Origin of the sequence: Paenibacillus sp. FSL R5-0908 (assembly GCF_038006245.1) — a bacterium.
Taxonomy (GTDB): domain Bacteria; phylum Bacillota; class Bacilli; order Paenibacillales; family Paenibacillaceae; genus Paenibacillus_AQ; species Paenibacillus_AQ odorifer.
In genome coordinates this window covers 2,236,906-2,260,640 of the sequence record NZ_JBBOUV010000001.1, presented here as the reverse complement: position 1 = coordinate 2,260,640, position 23,735 = coordinate 2,236,906, and the positions used below count along the sequence as shown (strand labels likewise).

Below are 23,735 nucleotides of genomic sequence, written 5' to 3'. Positions count from 1 at the left end.
AAAACTCGTAATAGTATTAAGAGCCTTGTTAGCCGAAGCTAATGAGGCTCTTTCTTTTCAAATAATCGCTTATATACTAGTCCATAAATCACTAATATTATAGTATTAAATGCATATTTGTATAATCTGCTGAGCCAACTGATTCACTTTAATGGGTTTTAGATCCTTGTTGAAAAGACCTACGGCTTGTACAAAAGGAACCATGACAACCGCATCAGGACGATCCCCGTAAACCAGACTTGGTTTTACAATGCCGATATTTTTGCCGCTTGTAAGGGCGATATTCTCTCCTCTATGCTTGGATTCAAGAAACGGTTTATTTTTAAAGGGCATTCCCATCCGTCCTGAAATATAACATCCCTTGGGTATGTTCAATCTGCTCATAAGCTCAACCATAATTTTTACCGGCTCAGCATTTAGCTTTTCAAAATCCTCCTTGCTGTTTGCTGTAGCAGTGCCGACCATATCAACGATGGCATCCGCTTGTTGAGGTAACTTACTAATGTAAGAATCGATATCAAAAATATCGACAGACATCCATTTTATCCGATTGTGATTAACGAGGCTCGGTAATAACTTTCCAGGCTTTCCGTTTCGGGATACGCTGATGATCTGCACCTTAGGATCTTTTCTTAGCCATTCTTCCGACAAATGTGTTCCGATATAACCACTTCCACCTAACAAAATCACATTTTTCATCTCATGTCACCCTTCATCATCATTTATAGTTTTAGGATCTGATTCTGCTGAATCCTTGATGAACTCATCGATATGGTCAAACAGCCTTTTGAGTCTGAAAATATCACTTTTAAGTACATCCAAATAATAATAATTTTTAGTGCCTTCCTGATCAAAACCAATCAAATTAGCCTCTTTTAATACCTTTAAATGATGAGATACGGCTGGTCGGGATAAATTGGTTCTTTGTGTCAGCTCACCAACTCTAATTCCTTTTTCGCAATCACTTTCACCTTCAATCAAAGCAATAATGATGGATTGACGTGTCTCATCTCCAATGGCTGCAAGAGCTTTACTGCATTCCCCAAATTCCTCAGCCAGATTTTTTAAGCGTTCTTGTCTGTCCATAGGCTGCCTCCTTAGGTTTAATAGTTTAATCATATGAACTATTGTATATTAATTTTCGAGCCATAATTCATCGGTAAAGAAAATCAAGACCATTAATATTCATCTCTACCGATCCTCAAATAAATAAAAAAGACCGGCCTATTAGAGCGTCGAAAATTATAGAGCAAATTTGTAATAGATAAATTTGCTCAAAAGAATTGCCCCCTATTAATTCATGGTGTAAAATATACTTTCGTTTAATTTGATAAAGGGGGCTTTTAATTTTAATGACTTTATTTCTTACATACGTTTTGCTCGGCTTTTCCATCGCTCTCCCCGTAGGTACCATTACCATTGAAATGACCAAACAAGGCTTAAAAAATGGCTTTATGCATGGTTGGATTGTCGGCCTCGGGGGAATGACTATTGACCTCTTCCTAATTCTAGGCTTATACCTGGGTCTAGCCTCTATTCTTTCCATGCCTATCATACAAGTAATTATGTGGTTAGTTGGAGCTCTGTTCCTATGCTACGTTGGTTATGACAGCATCAAGAATGCAGATCATGATATTTCCGTTGGAGGAGAGAAGACGTCCAAATCACTATTCTCTTCTTACAAAAATGGGTTGCTAGTGGCGATCTCACCAGGAAACCTGGTATTTTGGGTTAGTGTCTTTGGTACCGTATTGTCCGACTCCTTTGACCGTACTAATACGGGCAGCTTTTTGCTCGTAGGATTAGGTATCCTGATTGGTATCCTGCTCCATGATATTGGCCTGATGACGATTGTATCCACCACACGAAAAGCAATGAACCGGACGGCTATTAAATGGGTGACTATCAGCGCAGGTGTTGTATTAATCGGTTTTGGAGGGTATTTCTTCTATCAATTCCTGCGGAGCCTCCATATTTTCTAACATAAAAAGCCGTTCTCTTATAAAAGAGAACGGCTTTTTATGTCTTTTCAAAACTGTATCAAAATTCCGAATCCTAATCTCTCCTCCTAACATCGTTCGCACCCTTTTGGAAGAGCATATTAATAAATCTCCATATCATTCAAAAGTGTTGGTTGCCTGCGCATCCGTCAGGATGATCAACCCGATCTTTCCGTCCTCATTATAGGTTGTTGAAAGCAGATATTTGGCTCTGAGTTCTTTTTTGGAGAGCGATTTAAAATCTGACGTATTTTCTTTTACTAGTTTCTTTGTTTCTGTATCGTAATAATACTCCAAATATTTCAAAGATTTCATACTTTCCGAAGCATTCTCTATCGCATATTTCTCTCCATATAACTCTTTAATTCTCTCTTTGTTCGTACCAACTTCAGCTCCTCGGGCAGTTTTATATGCCCCCTGAGATTCTCTTTCCAATGTTATGGCTACAGCCTTATCATGTCTGTAGATTACACTCACTCCTGAATCATATGTATACCAATTGGAAATTCCTTCATTTCCAGTCCCCAGAACCTTCTCCGCATTCTTACGACTCATGCCATAGCTGACTCTTTCCCTGCTGTTATCTACCTTGTAAATGGCCATATCCTGTTTGGAGAAAGTATCCGGCTCCATCTTAGAGACCTTAGCATTACCACTGCTGCAAACTGCCAGTACAAGAAGTACAGGTATTAATACTAATAAGGTATAAATTCTTTTACTTTTCAATAATTTTCCTCCTCTAGTTATATTCGCTAATATTAACACAGTAAATTTTAACCAACCAAGTAACTATCTAATAGAAAAATAAAAAAGCCGCCAAAATGGCGACTTCTTCTTTGAGTCAGAACACCCGCTTCTGATTCCGGTCATCAATAATAATCTGCACGGCTTCTTTAAACCGAATCGCATGGATAATCTCCCGCTCCCGCAGGAACTTAAGGCTATCCTGCAGGTCCACGTCATCCGTCATGTCAATCAGCCACTGATATGTAGCCCGAGCCTTTTCTTCAGCCGCAATGTCCTCATAAAGATCAGCCAGCGGGTCACCCTTAGCTTGAATATAAGCCGTTGTAAACGGTACGCCTGAGGCATTATTATAGAACAAGGCATGATCATGCGCTGCAAAATGTGGACCTAATCCAGCTTCCTCTAATTCGCATACCGAAGCATCCTTCGTCAGCTTGTAGATCATCGTGGCAATCATCTCAAGGTGAGCGAATTCCTCGGTTGAAATATCGTTCAACACGCCAATAACTTTATCTGGAATCGTGTACCTTTGATTCATATAGCGTAGTGCAGCGGCGAGCTCTCCATCTGCGCCTCCGTATTGCTCACTCAAATAACGCGCCATCCGGACATCACATTTACCCACCCGTACCGGATATTGCAGTTTTTTTTCGTATATCCACATTCGGGAACTTCCCTCCTCTAGAAAAATAGTTCCTTACGGTTATACTCCTCTTACACCTGCCAAGGCCAAGGGGGTTGATTCCATTCCCATGGACATTTAGAATAAGCGCGGCCAAAATTCTGCAGCGGACCATATAGCTCCTGAAAATGATTCGCTAGCTTAGTTCGTTCCAGCGTAAGCTGATTAAATTGTTCAATACTTCTCAGATCGTCAGGATGCGTATTTAGATATAAGTTCAACTCCACTAAGGCAAAATCAAGGGTCTGCAACTGTTCAAGCAATTCATAATAACGTTGGTCGCAAGGATTTGCCTCCATAGTCTATTTTCCTCCTCCTTTGCACTTGGATTCATACGGACTAAATAGTGCTGGCCAGAGCGTTCCATACTTCAGAGCCTCCTGCAAACTAAACTGTGGCAAATCGGGTGGCTGAAAGGTGATAAATTGATTGGGTGGAACTACATACGTCTTAAACGGCACCGGTGGGCAAGGATCAAACGGGCCCCTAAAAGGGGTATACCTCCGCAGCTGTGATTCCATCTTTTTTGTACCTCCTTTGTTCCTGTTCCTTCTTTAAAGACTCTGAACATTACTCCCTTAGCTAACTTATGACAGCAGGACACAATATAAAACGTTATTTACAAAAAAAGCCCATTAGCAATTTTTTTGTGCAATGTGCATGACAAATAAGCTGTCTCCGGAAAAGTACCGGAAACAGCTTATAACTTAGGTCTTTTAGTATTCAGCTTAGGGGTTCGCTCCTTTGAACGAATCTTCGTGGGTAATCTCAAGAATATCCAACATAAATACAAAGATAGGAATACCAAGAATAAGTCCCCAGACACCCATATAATGCTCAGAAAACAACAACACGCTAAAGGTGAAAAACATTGGCAAATTCATTTTTGTGGACATCAGCTTAGGATTCAAGAAATAGCCTTCGATAAAATGCAACACCGCAATAATCGCCAGCACATAAGTAACTGTTATCAGACCGCCGATGTTGTAACCAATTATTAAAAGCGGAATGAGCGAAATCAAAAAACCAACCACCGGAATGAGACTGAGCAGAAAAATCAAAATTGCTAGGGCAAATAAATACGGGAAGTTAAGCAGCCACAAGCCAATAACAGTAAGACAGGTATTGAACATGGCAATGAGAATTTGCGCTTCAATTACTTTCCCAAAGGAAACGATGAATTTTCGGCTGAAATATTCCAGATCTATATAAAACCAGGCAATCCTGCTCTCTCTCATCCTAGAAGTGAAACTGACGACCCGGTTCTTCTCCAGAATAAACACAAAGCTTAAAATGGTTGATAGAACGAAAGTTGCACCCCAGTTGCTAACCTGCAGCACATAATCGATGCCTCTTTTGATATAGGACTGATAGTTAAGGTCCCTGAGCATATCATACAAATATAATGTAATCTTGTTCTGCGGAAGATCCTCTGACTTGAGATTGGTGAGGAAGATGGCTAATTGCTTAATCTGCTCCAATACTTTAGGAAGATATTTTGCAAGGGCCAGTACAATCAATGCGATTAAAGCAAGGTATAAAATGACAATAATCACCTTACTGTTAACCTTCATGAATTTACCAATTCGTTTGCTGAGCACAATCTGAAAGCTGTTCATGACAAAAGCAATCAGAAACGTCAGCAGTACCAGATTAAGCATTCCTCGAACCATGTACAGCAGCAACCCAATAAGTGCGAGAATAAAAAAGCGTCTGGTAGTACTATTCGCGTAGAATCGCTTGAATACATTCATTGATCTTGCTCCATTCAATTGCGATTAATAATGTTAAACTTCAATGGCTATAAAAAGGAAAACTTAGCCCCCACAAAAAAGCCGATGGAAACAAAAAGAAGTGACCAGGTTAGCGCTCCTGCAGTCGTTATGAGTATATATTTTTTGAAAGACATAGCACTGATTCCAGAGATATAGCTCGATACATGCCTCAGACCGGGAATAAAATAAGCAATAAAAATCGCCCAGTTTCCGAACCGCAAAAACCATTTTTTCATACTCGCAAAACGCTTGGGTGTAAGGCCAACCCACTTGCCGAATTTTGCTACCACAGGTTGCCCTAGCCTTAGACCAATGGTATAGCTGATAAGCATTCCTGTGATGGATCCCATGAAACAAACCAATACAGAAAGTGAAAAATCCAAAACCATAACGGAGGATAAATAGCCTACAAACAGCATTAACACCTCATCAGGCACAGGAAGTCCGATAATCCCAAGTGCCATAAGGCCAAATATGGCTAAATATCCGTACTGTGAAATGAACTCTATAATCCAAGGCATGGTTGTATCACTTCCTGTTGAAGGATTTTTTAAGGGACGGAAATGGGATACGGCTGATCATCATTACGGACAGCAATGCCATTAATCCGATGACCAATCCTGGTTTCATACGATCATCTAGTAAAGAAATCATCGACAGAATGACTCCAGCAGCAGTAATGGGCATCCCCACGAACCCTTTGGAAGGCGCCGACAGATTAAATCTGGCCAAACGAAGTGCGCCACAGATCAAAAAGAAAACTGCAGCTGCCGGTCCAATCCAGTGGGCATCTTCTAACCTATACAACAAGATAAGGAAGGTAGGCGCTAAACCAAATGATATAATATCCGCCAATGAGTCCAATTGTTTACCGAATTCACTAGTACATTGCAATATTCTTGCCAGTAATCCATCCAGTACATCGCATATTGCCGCGAGCAATATCATTAATAAAGCTAGGCTATATCGTTCTTGAATCGTAAAATACAAGGATAGTGATCCTAGTCCCAAGTTTCCGAGTGTGCACGTTGAAGGCAACCAGTTCAATTTCATACAATTTCACCCCTTTCATAGCAGCATTTCTGTTGATTCGGTTTAACCTTCAAAGGTCACAGTAAAGCTGACACCGTTCTCCGTATTTTTCACTGTATAAAGACAAGCGTGCATATCTAGTATTCGCTTCGCAATGGAAAGCCCCAGACCCGTACCGCCTGTCATTCGACTGCGGGATGGCTCCGACCGATAGAACCGTTCCCAGATCTGCTCCAGCTGATCTTCAGGGATTGATTCTCCTATATTTTGAATAGTGAATACTATAGTCTGGGCATGACTCTCAATATTGACGGTGATAGAACTTCTTTCTTCCGCATGCCTGATAGCATTGGTCATGAAATTTAGCATAACTTGTTCGATCCAGTTCACATCCGCATAGACCGGTAATTCATTTGCAGGAATAATGATGACCTCCAAATGTTTTTCACTCAGCAAGTGGACCAGCTTGTCCGTCACCTTTTCCGTCAATTCACTTAACATAAAGGAAGTTTTCCGAAGTTTAATCGTGCCCGACTCCAACCGCGCTAGATCTAGCATATTTTTAACAAGAAACTCCATTTTATCGGCTTCCTCAATAATCACCTTAATGTAGTGATCCTGCTTGCCGGCGCTAACGCCGTCTTCCAAGCCTTCAGCAAAACCTTTGATAATACTGAGTGGTGTCTTCAATTCATGGGAGGCGTTGGCAAAAAAGTCCTGCTGCATGATCTCCATCCTTTGTTTCTGCTCCATATCCTCAACTAGCTGCTGATTGGCCTCTCTTAACTCTCGTAATGCAGAATCCAGACTTAGTGATAAGGTGAACATGCTGTTAGAAAGGCTGCCTAACTCATCCTTCTGCCGAATCGATGTGTCCCCTGTAAAGTCCAGAGAAACCATACGTTTGGCTATGTTATTCAACTTAATTAGCGGACGCGTTACCATTTTCGAGAAAAAGAGAGAAAGCACCAGAATCAGAACAAAACCACCCATTCCCAGATATAAAAAGAACCAACGTAACGCATCGTTCGAATCCTTAACTTCCTGTAATGAAGTGACTGTGAATAGTAATTCAATTTCTCCGTTACTTTGCTTCAGGGGCAGAATCACCACAGAATTGCGACTCCCACTCCAGGGAGCAACCCAGTCTTGTTTCTGTATTTTTAAATTTTTAAAGTCTTCTATCTGCGCTGGTGTCAAAGGAAACCATTCCTCAAGAGCCTCAAACAGTATTCCCTGGCGGGGATTCCATATTTTTAAATCAGGCAGTACAACTTCTGCAACAGTACCAGATGCATGAATCGTCCCAGTCTCTCCCGTCTCCCCTATTGTTCCGCCCCCTTTTTTTGTAATGCTTATGGGGTAGAGTATAACGGGTGAAGCACTGTCTTCATCCAGAAGTTCACCTTCCACGCTCAACTGATCATCTACTTTAATGTTTGCTGCTCTCAGTGAATCTCCGTACTGATTCATAAATAGGGATAAAGAAACAACCATACTCTTCCCGTCATCATCGATTAGCTTTATATGAAATGGATCTTCTGAATTCATCTTTCCATCCAGCTTCAAAATAACCATTTGTGTTTTATTCCGCAGCATAAACCGGACAAGCTCCTGAGAGGTTCGGGTGCTTCCCCATGGCTCGCTTATATATCTTGCCGCAAAGCTCTTAAGGTGTTTCTCCACGCGGTGCTCTTTTTGCTTCTGATAGAAATTGTCAAACAACAGCAATTGGCTTAGGATCACCATGCCATAGAAGCAAAGGAAAAAGATAACGGTCATCACAAACAGTTTAAAAGTAATTCCCCGTCTTCTCATGCCTCTTCCTCGAACATGTATCCTGTGCCAATTACCGTACGAATAAAACGTGATTCATAACCCAATTTACTTCGCAGCTTTTTGATATGACTGTCCACAACTCTGGAATCTCCTTCAAACTCAATTCCCCAGATCCGACTGAGGATCGTATCCCTTGAAATGACAATCCCTTTATTTCGTATTAAAAGCCATAAAAGATCATATTCCTTAGGGGTAAGCTCCACTTCCGCATCTTCTACCTCCAGCCGATGAGCTAAGGTATTAAATATCGCGGAACCAAATCTTATTATGCTAGATTCAGGCTGGTGGGTGCCTTCAACCCGTTTCATAAGTGCATTTGCCCGGGCTACTAGCACCTTTGGACTAAATGGTTTTGTAACATAATCATCGGCTCCTAATTCAAAACCGTAGATTTTGTCGTCATCTGTAGACTTGGCGGTTAACAAAATGATGGGTACCGCTGATTTCTCACGAACTTCACGGCACACTTCAAAGCCATTCATAGCAGGCATCATGATATCCAGAATCAGCAGATCCGGCAGCAGTGAATCAAACCAAACCAATGCATCTCTTCCATTATCCGCTTCAAGTACCTCCCAATCATTCTGTAAGAAATAATCAGATACCAGTTCACGAATACGAATTTCATCCTCAACGAGAAGAAGTTTCTTTTTCAATCTAGACCCCGCTTTCAAACAGTTAATAAACATTAGCATAGACGAGCGTTATGTCCTTTATGTGTCCACAAAAAACTCCCCCTGTCATGAGCCATACAGCTCTTGCAGGAGGAGTTCATTATATCCCTGATCAACCGGAACAATACGTTACAATTTTTAATAGGTTATTCTTTATCCTCATTCAGTTCTGATGAGGTTTCTTCGTCCTCGACACGTGGTTCCCGGTGGATATTAATTCTAGTGATACGCAATCTTGTCGATTCCTCGACTTCAAAAATAACATCTTCTACTTTGACACGTTTCCCTTTGGTTGGATTACCCTCCAGCTCCTTAAACAACCAGCCGCCGATGGAATCCACCTCATCGTCTTCAATCACAACACCCGTAAGATCGTTGACATCCTCAATCAGCATCCGGCCCTCAACAGAGATGTACTCCCCGTTATGTTCCACACTTGGACGCTCATCTTCGAACTCGTCATGCAGATCGCCTACGATTTCTTCCAGAATCTCTTCTGCTGTCAGCAAACCTGCTGTGCCGCCATATTCATCGACAACTAACGTCAGCTGAGCCTTATTCTTCTGCATAAAACGAAGAGTATGGCTGATCTCCATCGATTCCGGAACGTTAAGGATAGGCCGAACCAGAGTTGTAAGGTCATTCTGCTGCTCCGGGGGAGCAAATAACAGGTCGGTAATATGGATAAAACCGATAATACGGTCTTTATCTTCCAAGGCAACCGGATAACGCGAATGTCTCGTTTCGGTAATAATCTTCATATTTTCTTCTAACGAAAGATTGCTGTAAAGCACATCCATATCTGTACGAGGCAGCATGACTTCACGTGCAAGCAGATCTGAGAATTCAAAGATATTATCCATTAGTTTCATTTCATCTTTGTCAATGACACCACTCTTGGCGCTCTGATTCATCAGAATACGTATTTCCTCTTCCGAGTGTGCTGCTTCACTTTCATTTGCAGGCTCCACACCGACTAACCGAAGTAACGCATTGGCTGAAGCGTTCAGCACCCAGATAAAAGGCATGAACACATTATAGAAGAACATCAGGGGTGCAGATAACAACAGTGCCGAGCCTTCTGTTCTTTGAATCGCGAGCGATTTAGGAGCAAGCTCCCCAAGTACAATATGTAAAAATGTAATGATCGAAAATCCAATAATCACAGATACGGTAGAAATCAGGGTATGATCGGTGATCCCCATCTGGTACATTAAAGGTTCGACCAACAGCTCAGAAATCGCGGGCTCTCCAACCCAACCTAAGCCCAGCGACGCAAGTGTTATCCCAAACTGAGTGGCGGATAAATAGGAATCCAGTCTCTTATTAACTTTCAGAGCATATCCAGCCATTTTATTACCTTCACTGACAAGTTGGGTCAGGCGGGACTGCCTGACCTTAACTAATGAAAATTCCGCTGCTACAAAAATACCGTTCAATAATACGAGCACCAGAACCAGCAAAAGATTAAGCAATAATCTCCCTACTTCAAATTCCGTATGCACCACTTAACAACGCCTCATTTCTACAGATTGATCGCTTTTCTAGTTTTGAAGTCAACTTCCGGATAATACATATCAGCCACTAACAGATTAGGTCCGCAGCAGCCTGCTGCATCGCAGTGGCAGTTCACCTTTTGGTTCAGCGGGTGTTTAGTCTGCCAATCGATAAATATATCATCCAGCTTTTGGTTCTCGATGTTGCCAAAGGCTGCGATATCAGCGAAATCTGTAACAAAAACATCACCAGTAAACATGTTTACGTTCACTCGATTCCGGCCATCCGGATCATTGCGAAGGGTAACATTCTTCTCGGCGCGCATTCTGCTTATCAGCTTCTGGTCTTCTTCCAGAAAACTGCAAGCAAAAAACGGAAGGGTCCCAAACAGCATCCAAATCTCCGGATCACGGGTATCCAGTAGTTTATGGATTGCCGTCCGCATTTCATTCAAGGACAACACTGGCAGAGCCGAAGCAAAGCTTGAGTTGTACATAGGATGTACCTCATGCCGTTTGGCGCCCATATCGACAATCAACTTATGAATTTCAGGCAGCTTAGTATGTGTACGGTAATTAATCATAGTTTCCGCAGAAATTAGCATACCATCCTCACTTAGCCGTCGAGAATTCTCAATCATTGCATTATATAACCGATATGCACTTTCCTTTGAAACCGCATGCCCGCTGTTAGCAAAACCAACTTCATGAAAATCGTCTCCGTTCACATAATTAAAAGAAATATGCATAACGTCCAAATACGGAAGCAGCTTTTCATATCGAGCATACGGCATCGTCAGATTAGAATTAATTTGCGATCTAATCCCCCGCTCTTTGGCATACTTTAAGAGCGGCACTATGATATTATCCACCGTTCCAGCCAAGAACATAGGCTCTCCGCCGGTAATACTAATAGTCTCCAGATGCTCTACCTCATCTAAACGGTCCAACATATTTTTAAGCGGCAGCATATCCCCTTCTCTAGAGGTTAAACTATCACCTACCGCACAGTGTTCACACCGCATATTACATAAATTGGTTACTGTGAATTCCACACTCGTTAGCACATGGCGTCCATGCTTACGTAAAGAAGTAATGGGATCCCATGGATCGTAGCTTGGCGACAGCTCCTTCGGTGAAGATGTTAATGGTCTTAAAACATTCATTTGTACTAGCTCCTTTAAATCTTATTCCTATTATTAACCCATAATCATGAAGATTGAACGGTGTCTTATCCTATATCATACCACGTTAGTCAGAAAAACTGCACTTCGGATGTCTTTCGGACTGTCCTTACAAGCTTCTTCACTGTAAAAAATAATAGCAGCGAGACGAAAAATAGGCTTCCGCGAGTTATGCGGACAAGCCTAATCTTCTCTCTTCGCTGCTATGATAAATATTTTGGCGTTCCCACAGTATCGCCTTGATCTGCGACGTCAACAATAACAACGGAGAGGGCTTTTCCTAGATCCCTTTCGAACGGTACGACTTTCTCTCCTTCAGGCCCTGTAAGCACACGTACAATCGGTCTGTGAGGCGTACTTGGATCTATTTTGACAACAACTCCACTTTCACCCGTACTGAGCTTCACCGTAAGACCAAGAGGATAGATAGCCACACGGTCTCTAAATAACTCTAACTGCTTCTGCTCATACAATGTACCAGAACCTACATAAAGTGCCTCAACGGCTTGATGTGGCAGCATAGCCTTTTTGTAGACCCGGTTGGAGGTCATGGCATCGTACGAATCAGCCACGCCCAACCATTTGGCATATTCATGAATTTGAGGTCCTTTTAATCCCCGCGGATATCCAGATCCGTCAATGCGTTCATGATGCTGAAGCGCACAATGAGCCGCGAGCAGCGGGATATTCGGTTCTTCCTTGAGAATCTGATACCCGATCTCAGTGTGTGCCTGCATATGGCGAAACTCATCTTCACTGAGCTTGCCGGGTTTTTGAATGATTTTTATCGGGACTTGGGTCTTGCCAATATCGTGCAGCAGCGCACCCAGACCAATCACTCGAAGCTCCTCTTTGCTGTACCCATGCGCAATGCCAAGCACCAAAGTGTACAAGCAGACATTCAGAGAATGGACGTACAAGTAGTTATCAGCGGTGTGCATATCAAGCAGCATGATCATCGGATCTTCTTGTAAAGACAAATCATCCAGGATGCTATCCATGATCTTTGAGAATTTTTTATCCAGATGGTAGAATCCCTTGCTTATTCCTGAAGCGCCTGTCATTTGCTGAAACTGATTACGAATCACCTTCAGTGCCTGATTACGTGTCTCATCTTGAAGCATACCTATAATCTCAACATCGTCCGTGACAGAGTCCTCTATGTAAATATAACCGATGTCAATTCTTGAAAGCCTCTTGATCAATGCATCAGTAAGCTCCACCCCATCCGCGAGGAGAGTCAGACCTTCATCATTATATATTTTTTTACCTAATTTCATGCCTGCTTGAAGCTGATTCACGGATACTAAACGCACTTAGCTCACTCCTGCCTTTAACGGTAAAATGCTATTCTGTTTTGAAATCCTTGGGTCACACGCTTTGTCTATACCGTTTATGTAAAGATCAGACAGGTGCACCATGAAGAACAACGGCTGTATCTAGGTCTTTGCCTTCGGGCATTAACGCATAATAAACAACCAGAATATAGCAGCAAGAATAAATCTGTAGATCGCGAAATGCGTCAATCTAATCTTTTGAATCAATTTCATAAACAAAATAACCACTACATAAGCCACTACAAAAGAAATCAGAAATCCAATTACAAAATAACCAATTGTCTCACTAGTGAAGTTCTTATAAGAATCCAACATTTCATATCCGGAAGCCGCACACATGATAGGAATGGCTATAAGGAAGGAGAAATCCGCAGACGCTTTATAACTAACCCCACTCAACATCCCTCCGGAGATCGTAGATCCCGAACGGGAAAATCCTGGCCAAAGCACTGAAATAATCTGATACATCCCGATAGCCAGCGCCTGTCCGTAAGAAAGATCGTCCAGCTCATGCGCTGTAATTCTAATTTTGCGTCTGTTTACCCATTCTGCGATAATCATTAGAATCCCTCCGGCGACAAGCGCCCAAAGAACGGTTGTGGCTCCAAAGAGACTTTTTATAAAATCGCGGGCAAAAAATGCCACAGCTAGTGCTGGGGCAATCCCAAGTATTACATGGATTAAGTTCAAACGAGACGCCGGCATCACACCGCCTCTTCCTGAGTTCTTACGCCCAATGCCCAGCAAATTAAGCACACGCTCGCGGTAAACAAGCGCAATCGCCAATATTGCCCCTAGCTGAATAACGATTTCATATGTCTTCATAATCGAATCCTGCTCATCAAAGCCCAGAAGCTTCGAGGTCAAGATCATGTGTCCTGTAGAAGAAACAGGAATAAATTCAGTGATCCCTTCGACAATTGCTAAAATAATAGCTGTAATCGTGTCCATAATCTCCTCCTATTTTTCGGGAATCTAGCACTGTCTAAATGGAATCAAAAAGTATATCTTGTGAGCTGCAGGTTTACTCAGACTTGATCTGCCAGCGAGTGAGCATACATTCATCAAGACTGTCCGGACGCTGCAATTCCATCCCAAGCAGGTCGCGTAAAAAATGAGGCAGCAAAAATACAGGATCCTTCCCATTGGCGATCGTCTCATAGCCTGCACGGAAAGTAAACATGTCCAGCGTACCAACATTATACTCCTTATCATCCTCCAGCGGGTTTCCTTCGACAAAAACTGCAATATTGTTATCATACGGTATCTTCTGCGGATCGTACAAGATTTTTATCCCATCTACTGCTAAGCTGCCCAGATAATTCCCGCGAAAGCCATACCCAAAAATCACCTTATTATAAAATTCTTCAGTAAGACTCTGCTCCAAAGCTATGCGAATATCTAGGCCTTTCAGCTTGATTACGCAGGTGTTAATGGGAGAAGGACATAGGGCGTGCAGCATTCCCGCTGTAACCTCCCCTTCAGGCAAAAGTCCTAGAAGCTGACCTGTGTTAACTATCGACAAACTGGCGCCTGTAAATCTACGTACAGCTTGGGCTAAAAGATTGCCAAAAGGGGACTCTCCCTGCAAATTCAAAGGAAGCTCACGATCTGTGATCGCAACGGTCTGCTGAAGAGCCTCACGACCACGCTCCAAATGAATAGTAGCGGCAGGACCTACAATCTCTTCCTTCAGTCCTGAGTCAATCGGAATACATTCACCTGTCACCAGGCTGAATCCAGGTTGTCCCTCTCTCCGCTCAAATTGAAGCCGCCCGAGGTAACGCCCGAATTTTCCGGCTCCACATACAGCTGTTCCGTTAATCATGAGCGGTTCTTCCAGCATATGATGGGTATGTCCACCTAGAATAGCATGTACACCTTCCAGCCGCTCTGCCAGAATCCGATCTGCGGGAAGCCCCAAATGAGAAAGGATGATTAGAATGTCCACCTGAGGAGCTAGAAGAAGGCATTGTTCCCGAAGGGTTGTCTCGGGATCCAGAGCATCCCAGCCCAGCAAGGAATAAAATGAAGTAAATGCCGCTGTCGCTCCAGTCACTCCTATTCTGATTCCGTCCTTCTCCAAGATGGCATGACGCTTCATCCAGTGGGGAGGTTCCCCTGTTGCAGTCTCCACAAAATTACAGCATACCACTGGACACTGTAAACCGGAGAAAATAGAGGATAACATCTCCTGTGAGAATGTTAACCCCTCATTATTACCGATGGTTACAGCATCATATCCTGTTAAGTTAAGTACATCAATGTTAGCCTGACCCATAGTTCCTTCTGTCTCGACGGCTGCACGATCCATATGATCGCCAATATCCAGCAGCAGCACAGGCTCTTCTCCCGCTGCAGCTCTTTGTCTCCCGATTTCTGCTGCCAATGGACTCACCATTTCGAAATGGCTATGTATATCATTGGTATGAAGTATGGTCAGTCTTTGCGGCACATGCCCCATTAGCAACATTCCTCCTACCTGTTGAGCCGCTCTTTAATGAAGCAGCCGATGCATGATCTTATAGTGCCTAGCATAACATTTTCAGGCTCATTATGGTATATTGTAGACATTACAACATATTTCAGAGGTGAATAAGTATGCATATCACAATCCGTTTGTTCGCGGGTTTGGCTGAGATTATCGGTTCATCTTCTCTGACCTTTCATGCGACGGAGAATCCCTTAACCGCTGGGAAATTAAAAGAACTCCTTTCAACCTCTTATCCGGATGCAGCATCCCTAATTGGAACTTCTTTGGTCGCTATTGACCGGGAATATGCACCTGATGAAGCCCTCATCACCGAGTCTGCCGAAGTTGCATTAATCCCTCCCGTTTCCGGGGGAGAGAATGGTTCTTTGTATGAGAGCACTCCAGACGGCCTCTATAGCGTAACGGATCTGCCTTTAAATGCTGAGAAGCTTCTGAATGCCGTCCTCGATGCCAATCATGGAGCATCCCTGTTATTTGTAGGAACTACACGCGAAATGACCGGAGAACAACGCACAACAGCATTAGACTATGAAGCCTATATTCCTATGGCCTTAAATAAGCTGAAAGAAATTGGTGACGAGGTACAGAATCGCTGGAATGCACGCTGCGCGATTTCCCACCGCATTGGGCTTGTTGGTCTTAAGGAGGCAAGCGTTATCATTGCTGTCTCTACCCCTCATCGCGATACTTGTTACGAGGCTAGTCGTCTGGCCATTGAACTGCTGAAACAGACCGTCCCTATCTGGAAAAAAGACATCAATGAATCGGGCCAACGCTGGGTAGGCTCTGAACAAAAGGCTGCCGATTCCCTCCACAATTAATCTTCACTCCTTTTTCATTGAAAAATCTGCACTTTGTTGATATTCTGGATAAAATCGGATAAAAGGTGGCATAGGCATTGAGAGTACACGTCTCGGATCTAAAACCTGGTAATCACCTCAACTCGGACGCTTATAGTTCAAGAGGTCTGCATGTATTACCAAAGGGATCGCTGCTCCAGATAGATGATATCGCCAAGCTGATGCAGCATGGAGTTGATTATGTTGATATCCAGACGTTAGTGGAAGAACCTGCCCCATTAAGCAGACCTTCAATTATTCAGACGGTGACCACTAGTTTTGATACCATGATTGACGGCTTTGAGAATCTTTATATGGAAGCACTATTAAAAGGAAGCTTTAACCAATCCGTGGTTAACGACATTCTTCAGCCTTCGCTTCAATCGTTGGACAAGCAAAAGGATGTAGTCTCCCTGCTGCTTCTGCTCGATCGCGAAGATAATTATACCTACAATCACTCTTTGCAGGTAGGTATGCTCTCTTATTATATTGCAATCTGGCTTGGGTATTCCAAACAAGAATGCTATGAGATTGGACGAGCTGGATATTTAATTGATATTGGAAAATGTAGAATCTCACCTGCACTATTAAATAAGCCTGGGAAATTAACCGCGGAAGAATTCGAAGAAGTTAAACTACATACTAAGTACGGCTACGAAATTATCCGCAATTCTATGGATGACTCACATACAGCCTTGGCAGCCTTGCAGCATCATGAACGTGAGGACGGCTCTGGCTATCCTAATAAGCTAACCAAATCCGATATTCATCCTTATGCGCAAATTGCTGCTGTAGCTGACATCTATAGTGCGATGACTTCTAAACGCGTCTATCAGTCCAAGCAAGAGCTTATTTCTGTCCTACGTGAACTAAATGACCTCAGCTTTGGTAAGCTGAACGGCAGAACGGTTCAAGCCTTTATTCAGCATTTAATGCCTAACTTTATCGGCAAGCGAGTATTACTGAACACGGGGGACACAGGTGTGATTATCATGAACAACCCAGTTGATATTTTCCGTCCACTGGTAAAGATCGATGGATTATTTGTCGATCTAGCCCGCGAACGTAGCGTTACGATTGTGGAAATCTACATGGACTAGGGCGTTTCTTGAGGTCCTGCGTGCTTAGCAAAAGCTTCAGAGCTGCTGTTCGTACACTAAATCCCCCGGTTTGACTACGGGGGATTTTTTAGTTGTACTTTGTGCAACAGTATCCACGTCTAGCGAGCTTATGTCTGATTTAGTTGTACTTTGTGCAACAAAATCCACGTCTAGCGGCTGAATTGTGGATTTTGTTGTACTTTGTGCAACAGTATCCACGTATACCGAGCTGATGTCTGATTTAGTTGTACTTTGTGCAACAAAATCCACGTATAGCGGCTGAATTGTGGATTTTGTTGTACTTTATGCAACTAAATCCACGTCTACCGAGCTGAATTGTGGATTTTGTTGTACTTTGTGCAACAGTATCCACGTATATCGAGCTGAACTGTGATTTTGTTGTACTTTGTGCAACTAAATCCACGTCTAGCGAGCTTATGTCTGATTTAGTTGTACTTTGTGCAACTAGAATTAAGGAAAATACCCTAAATAAGCACATTTCTCGAAAATAGCTGCACAAAGTGCAATTAACAGTATTTTTATAACGAGAATGGTGGTTTCTATTGTACAAACTGCAACTAAAGATTGGTTTCCTGATTACTCCTGAACATCCCCCGATTTTCACCTCAATTTGATTCCTTCTGGCTTTGTAGATAGTTCCTCCTACCCTCAACATAATAAGACCCTTCAATTTAATTATCTGACGTAACGTTTGAATTTCTCTTCTCATGGTGAGACTAATATGTGGTTTTAAAATGCTGTAGGAGGAAAAAAGCATGCTTCCAGTCCATGAACGCCTTGCCGAGTTGTTCACCCTGAGCCGTAGACGACAGCTTACTGCTGCTGAGGAAACGGAGCAACAACAGTGCCTGCAAATTAATGCTACCTACTGCTATGAGATGGCCCGATTACAAAATGAAATCCTATTAGCGGAACAGACAACTGATCTACAATGGCATCAAGACATTTGTGCACAAATGTTTGAGCTGCGTGTGACGGGCAGGGTATCCAAACGCCCCAAATAACTGAATCATAGAAATCTTACCCTGCTGCATTATGTTGAGCTGTTCTGCTGTTCTTCCGTTCTCCCATTCTGCCGTTCTGCCGTTCTGCCATTCTTCGGTTGCCTTCTCCCGTAATACCTCTGCCTTATTCCACTCTACTCTGATCCACCATACCCCGGCCACATTAATCACTATATCCCTATAAAAAACAGCCCACCCCGCAGTTGCCTAAGCAACGGGAATGAGCTGTTGTTCTGTTCTGTTCCGTACTGTACTGTCGGTCTATAAGAAGCGGAATTGCGCTTCGATCAGACCGTTGTATACCCCATCACGGGAAGTCAACTCATGATGGTTTCCTTCTTCTTTAATCTCTCCGTGATCGAGGACGACTATTTTATCCGCATGACGGATGGTAGAGAGTCTGTGGGCTACGATAAAGGAGGTTCGGCCTTGAAGCAGGATTTTGAGTGCCTCCTGGATCTTCAGCTCCGTCTCCGTATCAATGCTGGCAGTTGCCTCATCCAGGATTAGAATCCGCGGATTTGCCAAAAGCGCCCGGGCGAAGGAGAGAAGCTGACGTTGTCCCATCGACAACGCGCTGCCGCGCTCTTCCACCTCAGTCTCATACCCTCCGGGCAACTTCATAATAAAGTCATGGGCATCCACGGCTTTTGCGGCATTTTCCACTTCTTCATCTGTAGCCTCCAGACGGCCAAAACGGATATTATCCCGAATCGTTCCCGAGAAAATAAAGGTATCTTGCAGCACGATTCCGATCTGCCTTCGCAGGCTGTCTAACGTAACCCCGCGGATATCTTCACCGTCTATCGTGATTCGGCCGCTCTTAATATCATAGAACCGGCCAATCAGGTTAATGATCGTACTTTTACCAGAACCTGTATGACCTACGAGCGCGATCGACTGTCCTGCTTGAACATCCAGATCAATACCTTTTAATGCAGCCCGGCCTTTTTCATATTCAAAAATGACCTTTTCAAAGTTAATATCCCCACGAATCGTTCCCATTGGCTTAGCACCAGGATTATCTTGCACCGCCGGTTGCTCATCCAAATATTCAAAGATCCGTTCCGAGGAAGCCATTGCCACAAGCAGCTGATTGTACATCTGCCCAAGGCGATTAATCGGGTCCCAGAAGTTGCTGACATAAGAGCTGAATGCTACCAGCATACCTACAGTGAGTTCTCCAGATTGGATCAGATAAGCCCCCAGCCAAAAGAGGATCATTGTTCCAAAACCACCTGTGACCTCAATAATCGGACCGAACGCCTGGTTCATCGCAGAGGCTTTGTTCCAGGATTTTTTGCTGTCGGTATTCATAACATCGAAATAATTCATGTTTTCTTGTTCTTGGGTGTAGGCTTGTGTGACTCTGATTCCCTGAATCGATTCATTTAAATGAGAATTAATTCTGGAGTTCTTCATCCGCACATCCTGCCAAGCGATCCGAATCTTTTGGCGCAGCTTAGTTGAAACAAAGAACATAATCGGAACCGTAACCATTACTGCAAGACCTAGCTTCCAGTTGATCACTAGCAGAATAATGGTAATCCCCATAAGCTGCACACAGTCAATCATCAGATTGACAACCCCGTTTGTGAACAGATCCTGCAGAGAGTTGATATCATTGGTTACCCGTACTAATACCGAACCTGCCGGACGTTTATCAAAGAAGTTAAAGGAGAGCTTCTGAATATGCTTGAACAAATCTGATCGCAAATCATAAATCACTCTTTGGCCTATGATGTTCGTGTATTTAATCCGGTACACTCCCGCAATCCATTGAATCAGATATAAGACGATTACCCCTGCTGTAAGCGAATAAAGCAGTGATAAGCTGGGATTCCCCACCTTTGGCGCAATCGCACGGTCAATGGCTAAACTTGTTAGGAACGGGACGGTCAACTTCGTGATGGTTCCAAGAATCATCATGATGGACACCAATGGAAGCATTTGCTTTGCATAAGGCTTCATGTACCCGAACAGTCTGGTGAATTGCTTCCAGTCAAAAGCCTTATCGATGACATCATCATCTTTGTATACAAAACGTTCATCCAGCTCTTGCTGCTCGGCTGCTTTATTTTTTGCTCCCGTAGCGGTCATTGGTTTGGCTTCAAGTTTCATATGCCTCACTCCTCCCCTCTTCCGGTCGCTCTGGCCAGATAATCAGCATACTGTATCCGGTATACATCCTGATAAGGACCCGGCACTTCAATTAGCTCTTTATGGGTACCACGCTGCTGTACATGACCTTCGTTCATGACGATAATCTGATCCGCATGGCGCAAGGAGGAGATCCGATGGGCAATAATAAGTGTAGTACGCCCCTTCATGACCTCTTGGAATCCGGCTTGAATCTCGTGCTCCGTCTCCATATCCACAGCGCTGGTCGCATCATCGAGGATAAGAATCCGCGGGTTCTTAAGCAGGGCTCTAGCGATGGCAATCCGTTGCTTTTGTCCACCGGAAAGTCCCATTCCGCGCTCACCCACCACAGTGTCATAACCGTCTTCCATCTCCATGATGAAATCATGGGCTTTGGCAAGTTGTGCAGCTCGGATAATTTCTTCCATACTTACATTTTTCAACCCATAAGAGATGTTGTTGCGAATTGAGGAGGAGAACAGGAAGGTCTCTTGAAAGACCGTTGCAATCTGAGAACGCAAGCTGCGAACATTGTATTCTCTGATGTCCATCCCATCCAGTGTGATGCTGCCTTCATTAACGTCATAAGCACGCATCATCAGCTGTGTAATGGTCGATTTACCAGAGCCCGTACCTCCAAGGAACCCTATAACCGCACCAGATTTGGCCTCAAAATCAATGTCTGTAACCGCAGGCATTTTGTTCCCATAAGCAAATGTGACGTGATTAAACGCTACATCTCCCTTAACCTCAGAAGGTACCAGTTCACGGGCGTTCTCTTTATCCTTCACATCAATATTCTGATTAAGTACTTCCAATACACGTTCTCCCGATGCTTTGGACTGTGTATAGTTATTAATATGGAATCCAAGACCCCAAATCGGTCCAATGATGTACCAAATTAAGCTGAAAAAAGCAACCAGTTCGCCTAATGACATTTTCCCCTTAATAACTAACGTTCCGCCTACTCCAAGCAGAATAGCTGCACTGATCGATGCTAAAAACTCCATCGCCGGAAAAAACTTACTCCAGAGCTCAGCGGCAAAAATCTGGTTATTCTTATAGCGTTCGTTGCGGTGTGAAAATTTTTCTACTTCATGAGCCTCTCTCGCAAATGATTTGACGGTGCGCACACCCGTGATATTCTCCTGTACAGCCGTTGTCAGAGAACTGAGTGCAAGACGCATCTCTTGAAAGGCCGGGTGAATCTTAGACTCGAATTTTAGCGCAATAAACGCCAGAATTGGCATCGTAATCAAAGTTACTAAAGTAAGCTGCCAATTGAGTGAGAACATCATAATCGAACCAAAAATGACCATAAAAAAGACATTCAGCAACTGAGCAAAACCGAAACCGATAAAGTTACGAATCGCTTCCAAATCTCCGGTTAGCCGGGACATCAAATCTCCCGTTTTCGCGGTATCATAATAACGGAAAGATAGGAATTGCAGCTTCTCATAACAAGCATTACGCAGCCGGTATGCAAGAAAGTTACCTAGCCGTCCTCCAAAAAATCCATGTGCAAACTGCAGGCATGCTTTTACTATTACTACAGCTAACACGCTCAATGCGAGCACTGGCACCTCTGTAAACTTAAGTGGCACAATAACATCATCGATCAGCTTTCTTAACAAATTGGGGGTTATCAGCCCCACTGCAGTTGCAGCGGCCAAACATATAATCGAAAGAATCAGAAAATGCAGCTTCTCCCGATAATAACCGCGCAGTTGCCTGAGAACATCCATATCTCTCCTCCTTAAGGCTTACTTAGTAAGCATTTTTTTGTATAAAGCCAATGTTACATCGTAAGCCAGCTTTTTTTAGCGCTTACAATTTAGTGACTTTAAGCAGTGTATCATCCCTAATTTAATGCGGCAAAGGGGAGAATTGCGCGTTTTTGCGGTTATTTCGGAAAAAAGCAGCATCTACATGATATAAAGGACCCTCGTTATCTTAAAATGCTCGTGTTTCCTCCTTAATCCTGATGAATTAAGAATCTACAAGATTATTGTAATCATCGTGTAATATTAGGAGGACCTTTATTCGGTTTTTTGCATAATTATTGGGATTTATTCCGGGATACGAAGAGTTCACTTTTTCGCCGTCTTAAATTTGTCTCAGATGTAAAACTTTTACCACAATTTACCGTAATATAGTAATACAACACTTTTTACTTATATTATGGAGGGGAACTATATTGAAAAAGCAGCTTATTTTATCTTGTATTATCGCCATTATCCTTCTTTCAGGGTGTAGCAATACAAATAACAATAACCCTACGGACGCAAACACACCGATCAACGAATCTAAAAACTTGTTTAATTTCGGGGAAATCTCCTCAAAAACTGATACAGCACCCTCACCTGAAAAAACGCTAAGAGAAATAAGCAATTTTGTTATTGCTGACATTTGGAATGTTGGGTTTGTAGATGTTATCTCATACACTAGAAGTGGTACAAGCAGTACAGGAGCGAGCATGGACATTGACTTTACGATCGAACAGCTTGGCAAAGCCATGGAAGAGAAAAAAGAATACGATACATATATGAATAAGTTAGATACAAAGTATGATTCTATAAAAAAAATATGGGCCAAGCTTTCACCAGAAATTGATCTTTTATATAAACAGATCCAGGAGACACCTCCAAAAGCAAACGATAACAGCTTAAAACTTGATGCAGGTAAATTCAATCAATATTCAGAGGCTTTTAGTAAAGAAGTGAATGATCTGGTAAAACAGTAAATACCGCAATTAAAAACCCCACCAATGATTTGGCGCCATTCTATTCTTTCTCTCATAAAATATAAGATCTACAATGAGAGGTTAGGTGAATAGGATGAGTATACAGTTTCTTGATATGCGGATTTCACAGGGCAGCACTATGGATGCACAAAGTCTTAATTTGGTTCGTTCAGGTGCAATTTTCGGTGACATTGGACTTCAGACAGTAAATGTTACCCCTGCCAATGCAGGCTTAGTGAGAGTCACATTGAATGCTTTTGCCAGACTTAGTGTTGATGTCAGCATTATAGTTCAGAATGATGTTACTTTTAGTATTTACCGCAATAATGTATTAATTTTCAGTACAACCTACCCCGGAAACATTAATAATACAACGACCCAATATGAAATGGTCGGAATAACCGCTGTCGACTATCCGCCTTCGACCGATGTGCTTACTGGCCAGATCCAATACACCATTGTAGCATCAGCGATTAGAACGGCAGCTCTGGGAGCCAGATCCTTCAGTGGAATTGCCGTTGCCGGAAATGGATAATTAAAATATTAAAGGTGTGTCCCCGGAGCATTCGGGGATTTTTTCAATTGTGCCCATAAAAAAGCATCCGCAGAAAAATATCTACGGATGC

Annotated in this window: 24 protein-coding genes; 6 read left to right on the top strand and 18 right to left on the bottom strand. The window is 42.9% G+C overall.

The features are described from left to right. Positions 1–105: 105 nt before the first annotated feature. Entirely contained in the window at positions 106–699 is a 594-nt protein-coding gene (locus tag MKZ09_RS09785) for an NAD-dependent epimerase/dehydratase family protein (protein ID WP_076208254.1), read from the bottom strand. A gap of 6 nt (positions 700–705) precedes the next feature. After that, entirely contained in the window at positions 706–1,086 is a 381-nt protein-coding gene (locus tag MKZ09_RS09780; RefSeq protein WP_076135812.1) for an ArsR/SmtB family transcription factor, read from the bottom strand. A 266-nt stretch (positions 1,087–1,352) separates the two neighbouring features. Between MKZ09_RS09780 and MKZ09_RS09775 the strand changes: the two genes are divergently transcribed. Further along, a complete protein-coding gene (locus MKZ09_RS09775; RefSeq protein WP_076135814.1) occupies positions 1,353–1,982 on the top strand; it encodes a LysE family translocator in 630 nt (209 codons plus the stop codon). 135 nt (positions 1,983–2,117) lie between these two features. Here MKZ09_RS09775 and MKZ09_RS09770 read toward each other — a convergent pair whose 3' ends face one another. The 14 genes from MKZ09_RS09770 to MKZ09_RS09705 form a co-directional block, all read right to left on the bottom strand. Continuing rightward, on the bottom strand, positions 2,118–2,726 hold the full coding sequence (locus MKZ09_RS09770) for a hypothetical protein (protein ID WP_076208252.1): 609 nt from the start codon (positions 2,724–2,726) through the stop codon (positions 2,118–2,120). Between the two features lie 115 nt (positions 2,727–2,841). Further along, positions 2,842–3,411 carry a manganese catalase family protein gene (locus tag MKZ09_RS09765; RefSeq protein ID WP_076135817.1) on the bottom strand — a complete coding sequence of 190 codons (570 nt, stop codon included), beginning with the start codon at positions 3,409–3,411 and terminating at the stop codon, positions 2,842–2,844. A gap of 50 nt (positions 3,412–3,461) precedes the next feature. Continuing rightward, positions 3,462–3,728, bottom strand: coding sequence for a spore coat protein CotJB (locus MKZ09_RS09760; protein WP_036684069.1), 267 nt, complete (start codon positions 3,726–3,728; stop codon positions 3,462–3,464). 3 nt (positions 3,729–3,731) lie between these two features. Continuing rightward, positions 3,732–3,950 carry a spore coat associated protein CotJA gene (locus MKZ09_RS09755; RefSeq protein WP_036684070.1) on the bottom strand — a complete coding sequence of 73 codons (219 nt, stop codon included), beginning with the start codon at positions 3,948–3,950 and terminating at the stop codon, positions 3,732–3,734. Between the two features lie 207 nt (positions 3,951–4,157). Next, a complete protein-coding gene (locus tag MKZ09_RS09750) occupies positions 4,158–5,183 on the bottom strand; it encodes an AI-2E family transporter (protein WP_076208249.1) in 1,026 nt (341 codons plus the stop codon). A gap of 47 nt (positions 5,184–5,230) precedes the next feature. Then, a complete protein-coding gene (locus MKZ09_RS09745) occupies positions 5,231–5,725 on the bottom strand; it encodes a DedA family protein (RefSeq protein WP_036684072.1) in 495 nt (164 codons plus the stop codon). 7 nt (positions 5,726–5,732) lie between these two features. Continuing rightward, entirely contained in the window at positions 5,733–6,257 is a 525-nt protein-coding gene (pssA, locus tag MKZ09_RS09740; RefSeq protein WP_076208246.1) for a CDP-diacylglycerol--serine O-phosphatidyltransferase, read from the bottom strand. A gap of 42 nt (positions 6,258–6,299) precedes the next feature. Next, positions 6,300–8,054, bottom strand: coding sequence for a sensor histidine kinase (locus tag MKZ09_RS09735; protein WP_076135823.1), 1,755 nt, complete (start codon positions 8,052–8,054; stop codon positions 6,300–6,302). After that, complete coding sequence (locus tag MKZ09_RS09730; protein WP_076135825.1) at positions 8,051–8,731, bottom strand: response regulator transcription factor; 681 nt, start codon at positions 8,729–8,731, stop codon at positions 8,051–8,053. The genes MKZ09_RS09735 and MKZ09_RS09730 overlap by 4 nt, the downstream gene beginning before the upstream one ends. Before the next feature lie 164 nt (positions 8,732–8,895). After that, complete coding sequence (locus MKZ09_RS09725) at positions 8,896–10,254, bottom strand: hemolysin family protein (RefSeq protein ID WP_076135925.1); 1,359 nt, start codon at positions 10,252–10,254, stop codon at positions 8,896–8,898. Positions 10,255–10,274: 20 nt separating this feature from the next. Continuing rightward, the gene (gene yfkAB, locus MKZ09_RS09720) at positions 10,275–11,411 is read right to left on the bottom strand and encodes a radical SAM/CxCxxxxC motif protein YfkAB (protein WP_076208244.1); all 1,137 of its coding nucleotides are present in this window, start codon (positions 11,409–11,411) and stop codon (positions 10,275–10,277) included. Positions 11,412–11,632: 221 nt separating this feature from the next. Further along, on the bottom strand, positions 11,633–12,745 hold the full coding sequence (locus MKZ09_RS09715; protein ID WP_076208241.1) for an HD-GYP domain-containing protein: 1,113 nt from the start codon (positions 12,743–12,745) through the stop codon (positions 11,633–11,635). A 144-nt stretch (positions 12,746–12,889) separates the two neighbouring features. Continuing rightward, complete coding sequence (locus MKZ09_RS09710) at positions 12,890–13,717, bottom strand: undecaprenyl-diphosphate phosphatase (RefSeq protein WP_076124791.1); 828 nt, start codon at positions 13,715–13,717, stop codon at positions 12,890–12,892. Between the two features lie 73 nt (positions 13,718–13,790). Beyond that, entirely contained in the window at positions 13,791–15,230 is a 1,440-nt protein-coding gene (locus MKZ09_RS09705) for a bifunctional metallophosphatase/5'-nucleotidase (protein ID WP_076135829.1), read from the bottom strand. Positions 15,231–15,367: 137 nt separating this feature from the next. On the opposite strand from MKZ09_RS09705, the gene MKZ09_RS09700 reads away from it, so the two are divergent. The 3 genes from MKZ09_RS09700 (at position 15,368) to MKZ09_RS09690 (ending at position 18,224) form a co-directional block, all read left to right on the top strand. After that, positions 15,368–16,081, top strand: coding sequence for a molybdenum cofactor biosynthesis protein (locus tag MKZ09_RS09700; protein WP_076208239.1), 714 nt, complete (start codon positions 15,368–15,370; stop codon positions 16,079–16,081). 77 nt (positions 16,082–16,158) lie between these two features. Continuing rightward, positions 16,159–17,199: an HD-GYP domain-containing protein gene (locus MKZ09_RS09695; RefSeq protein WP_076208237.1), complete on the top strand. Its 1,041-nt coding sequence runs from the start codon at positions 16,159–16,161 to the stop codon at positions 17,197–17,199. Between the two features lie 776 nt (positions 17,200–17,975). Beyond that, the gene (locus MKZ09_RS09690; protein ID WP_076135838.1) at positions 17,976–18,224 is read left to right on the top strand and encodes a DUF7667 family protein; all 249 of its coding nucleotides are present in this window, start codon (positions 17,976–17,978) and stop codon (positions 18,222–18,224) included. Positions 18,225–18,485: 261 nt separating this feature from the next. On the opposite strand, the gene MKZ09_RS09685 is transcribed toward MKZ09_RS09690, so the two are convergent. Together MKZ09_RS09685 and MKZ09_RS09680 are read right to left on the bottom strand one after the other, a co-directional pair. Beyond that, positions 18,486–20,324 (bottom strand): ABC transporter ATP-binding protein, encoded by a 1,839-nt coding sequence (locus tag MKZ09_RS09685; protein ID WP_172628886.1) that lies wholly within the window; start codon positions 20,322–20,324, stop codon positions 18,486–18,488. 26 nt (positions 20,325–20,350) lie between these two features. After that, positions 20,351–22,111 (bottom strand): ABC transporter ATP-binding protein, encoded by a 1,761-nt coding sequence (locus tag MKZ09_RS09680; protein WP_036684103.1) that lies wholly within the window; start codon positions 22,109–22,111, stop codon positions 20,351–20,353. A gap of 452 nt (positions 22,112–22,563) precedes the next feature. On the opposite strand from MKZ09_RS09680, the gene MKZ09_RS09675 reads away from it, so the two are divergent. Both MKZ09_RS09675 and MKZ09_RS09670 read left to right on the top strand, forming a co-directional pair. Beyond that, on the top strand, positions 22,564–23,109 hold the full coding sequence (locus MKZ09_RS09675; RefSeq protein ID WP_256719319.1) for a hypothetical protein: 546 nt from the start codon (positions 22,564–22,566) through the stop codon (positions 23,107–23,109). Positions 23,110–23,203: 94 nt separating this feature from the next. After that, on the top strand, positions 23,204–23,644 hold the full coding sequence (locus MKZ09_RS09670) for a hypothetical protein (RefSeq protein ID WP_076135840.1): 441 nt from the start codon (positions 23,204–23,206) through the stop codon (positions 23,642–23,644). Positions 23,645–23,735: the final 91 nt, after the last annotated feature.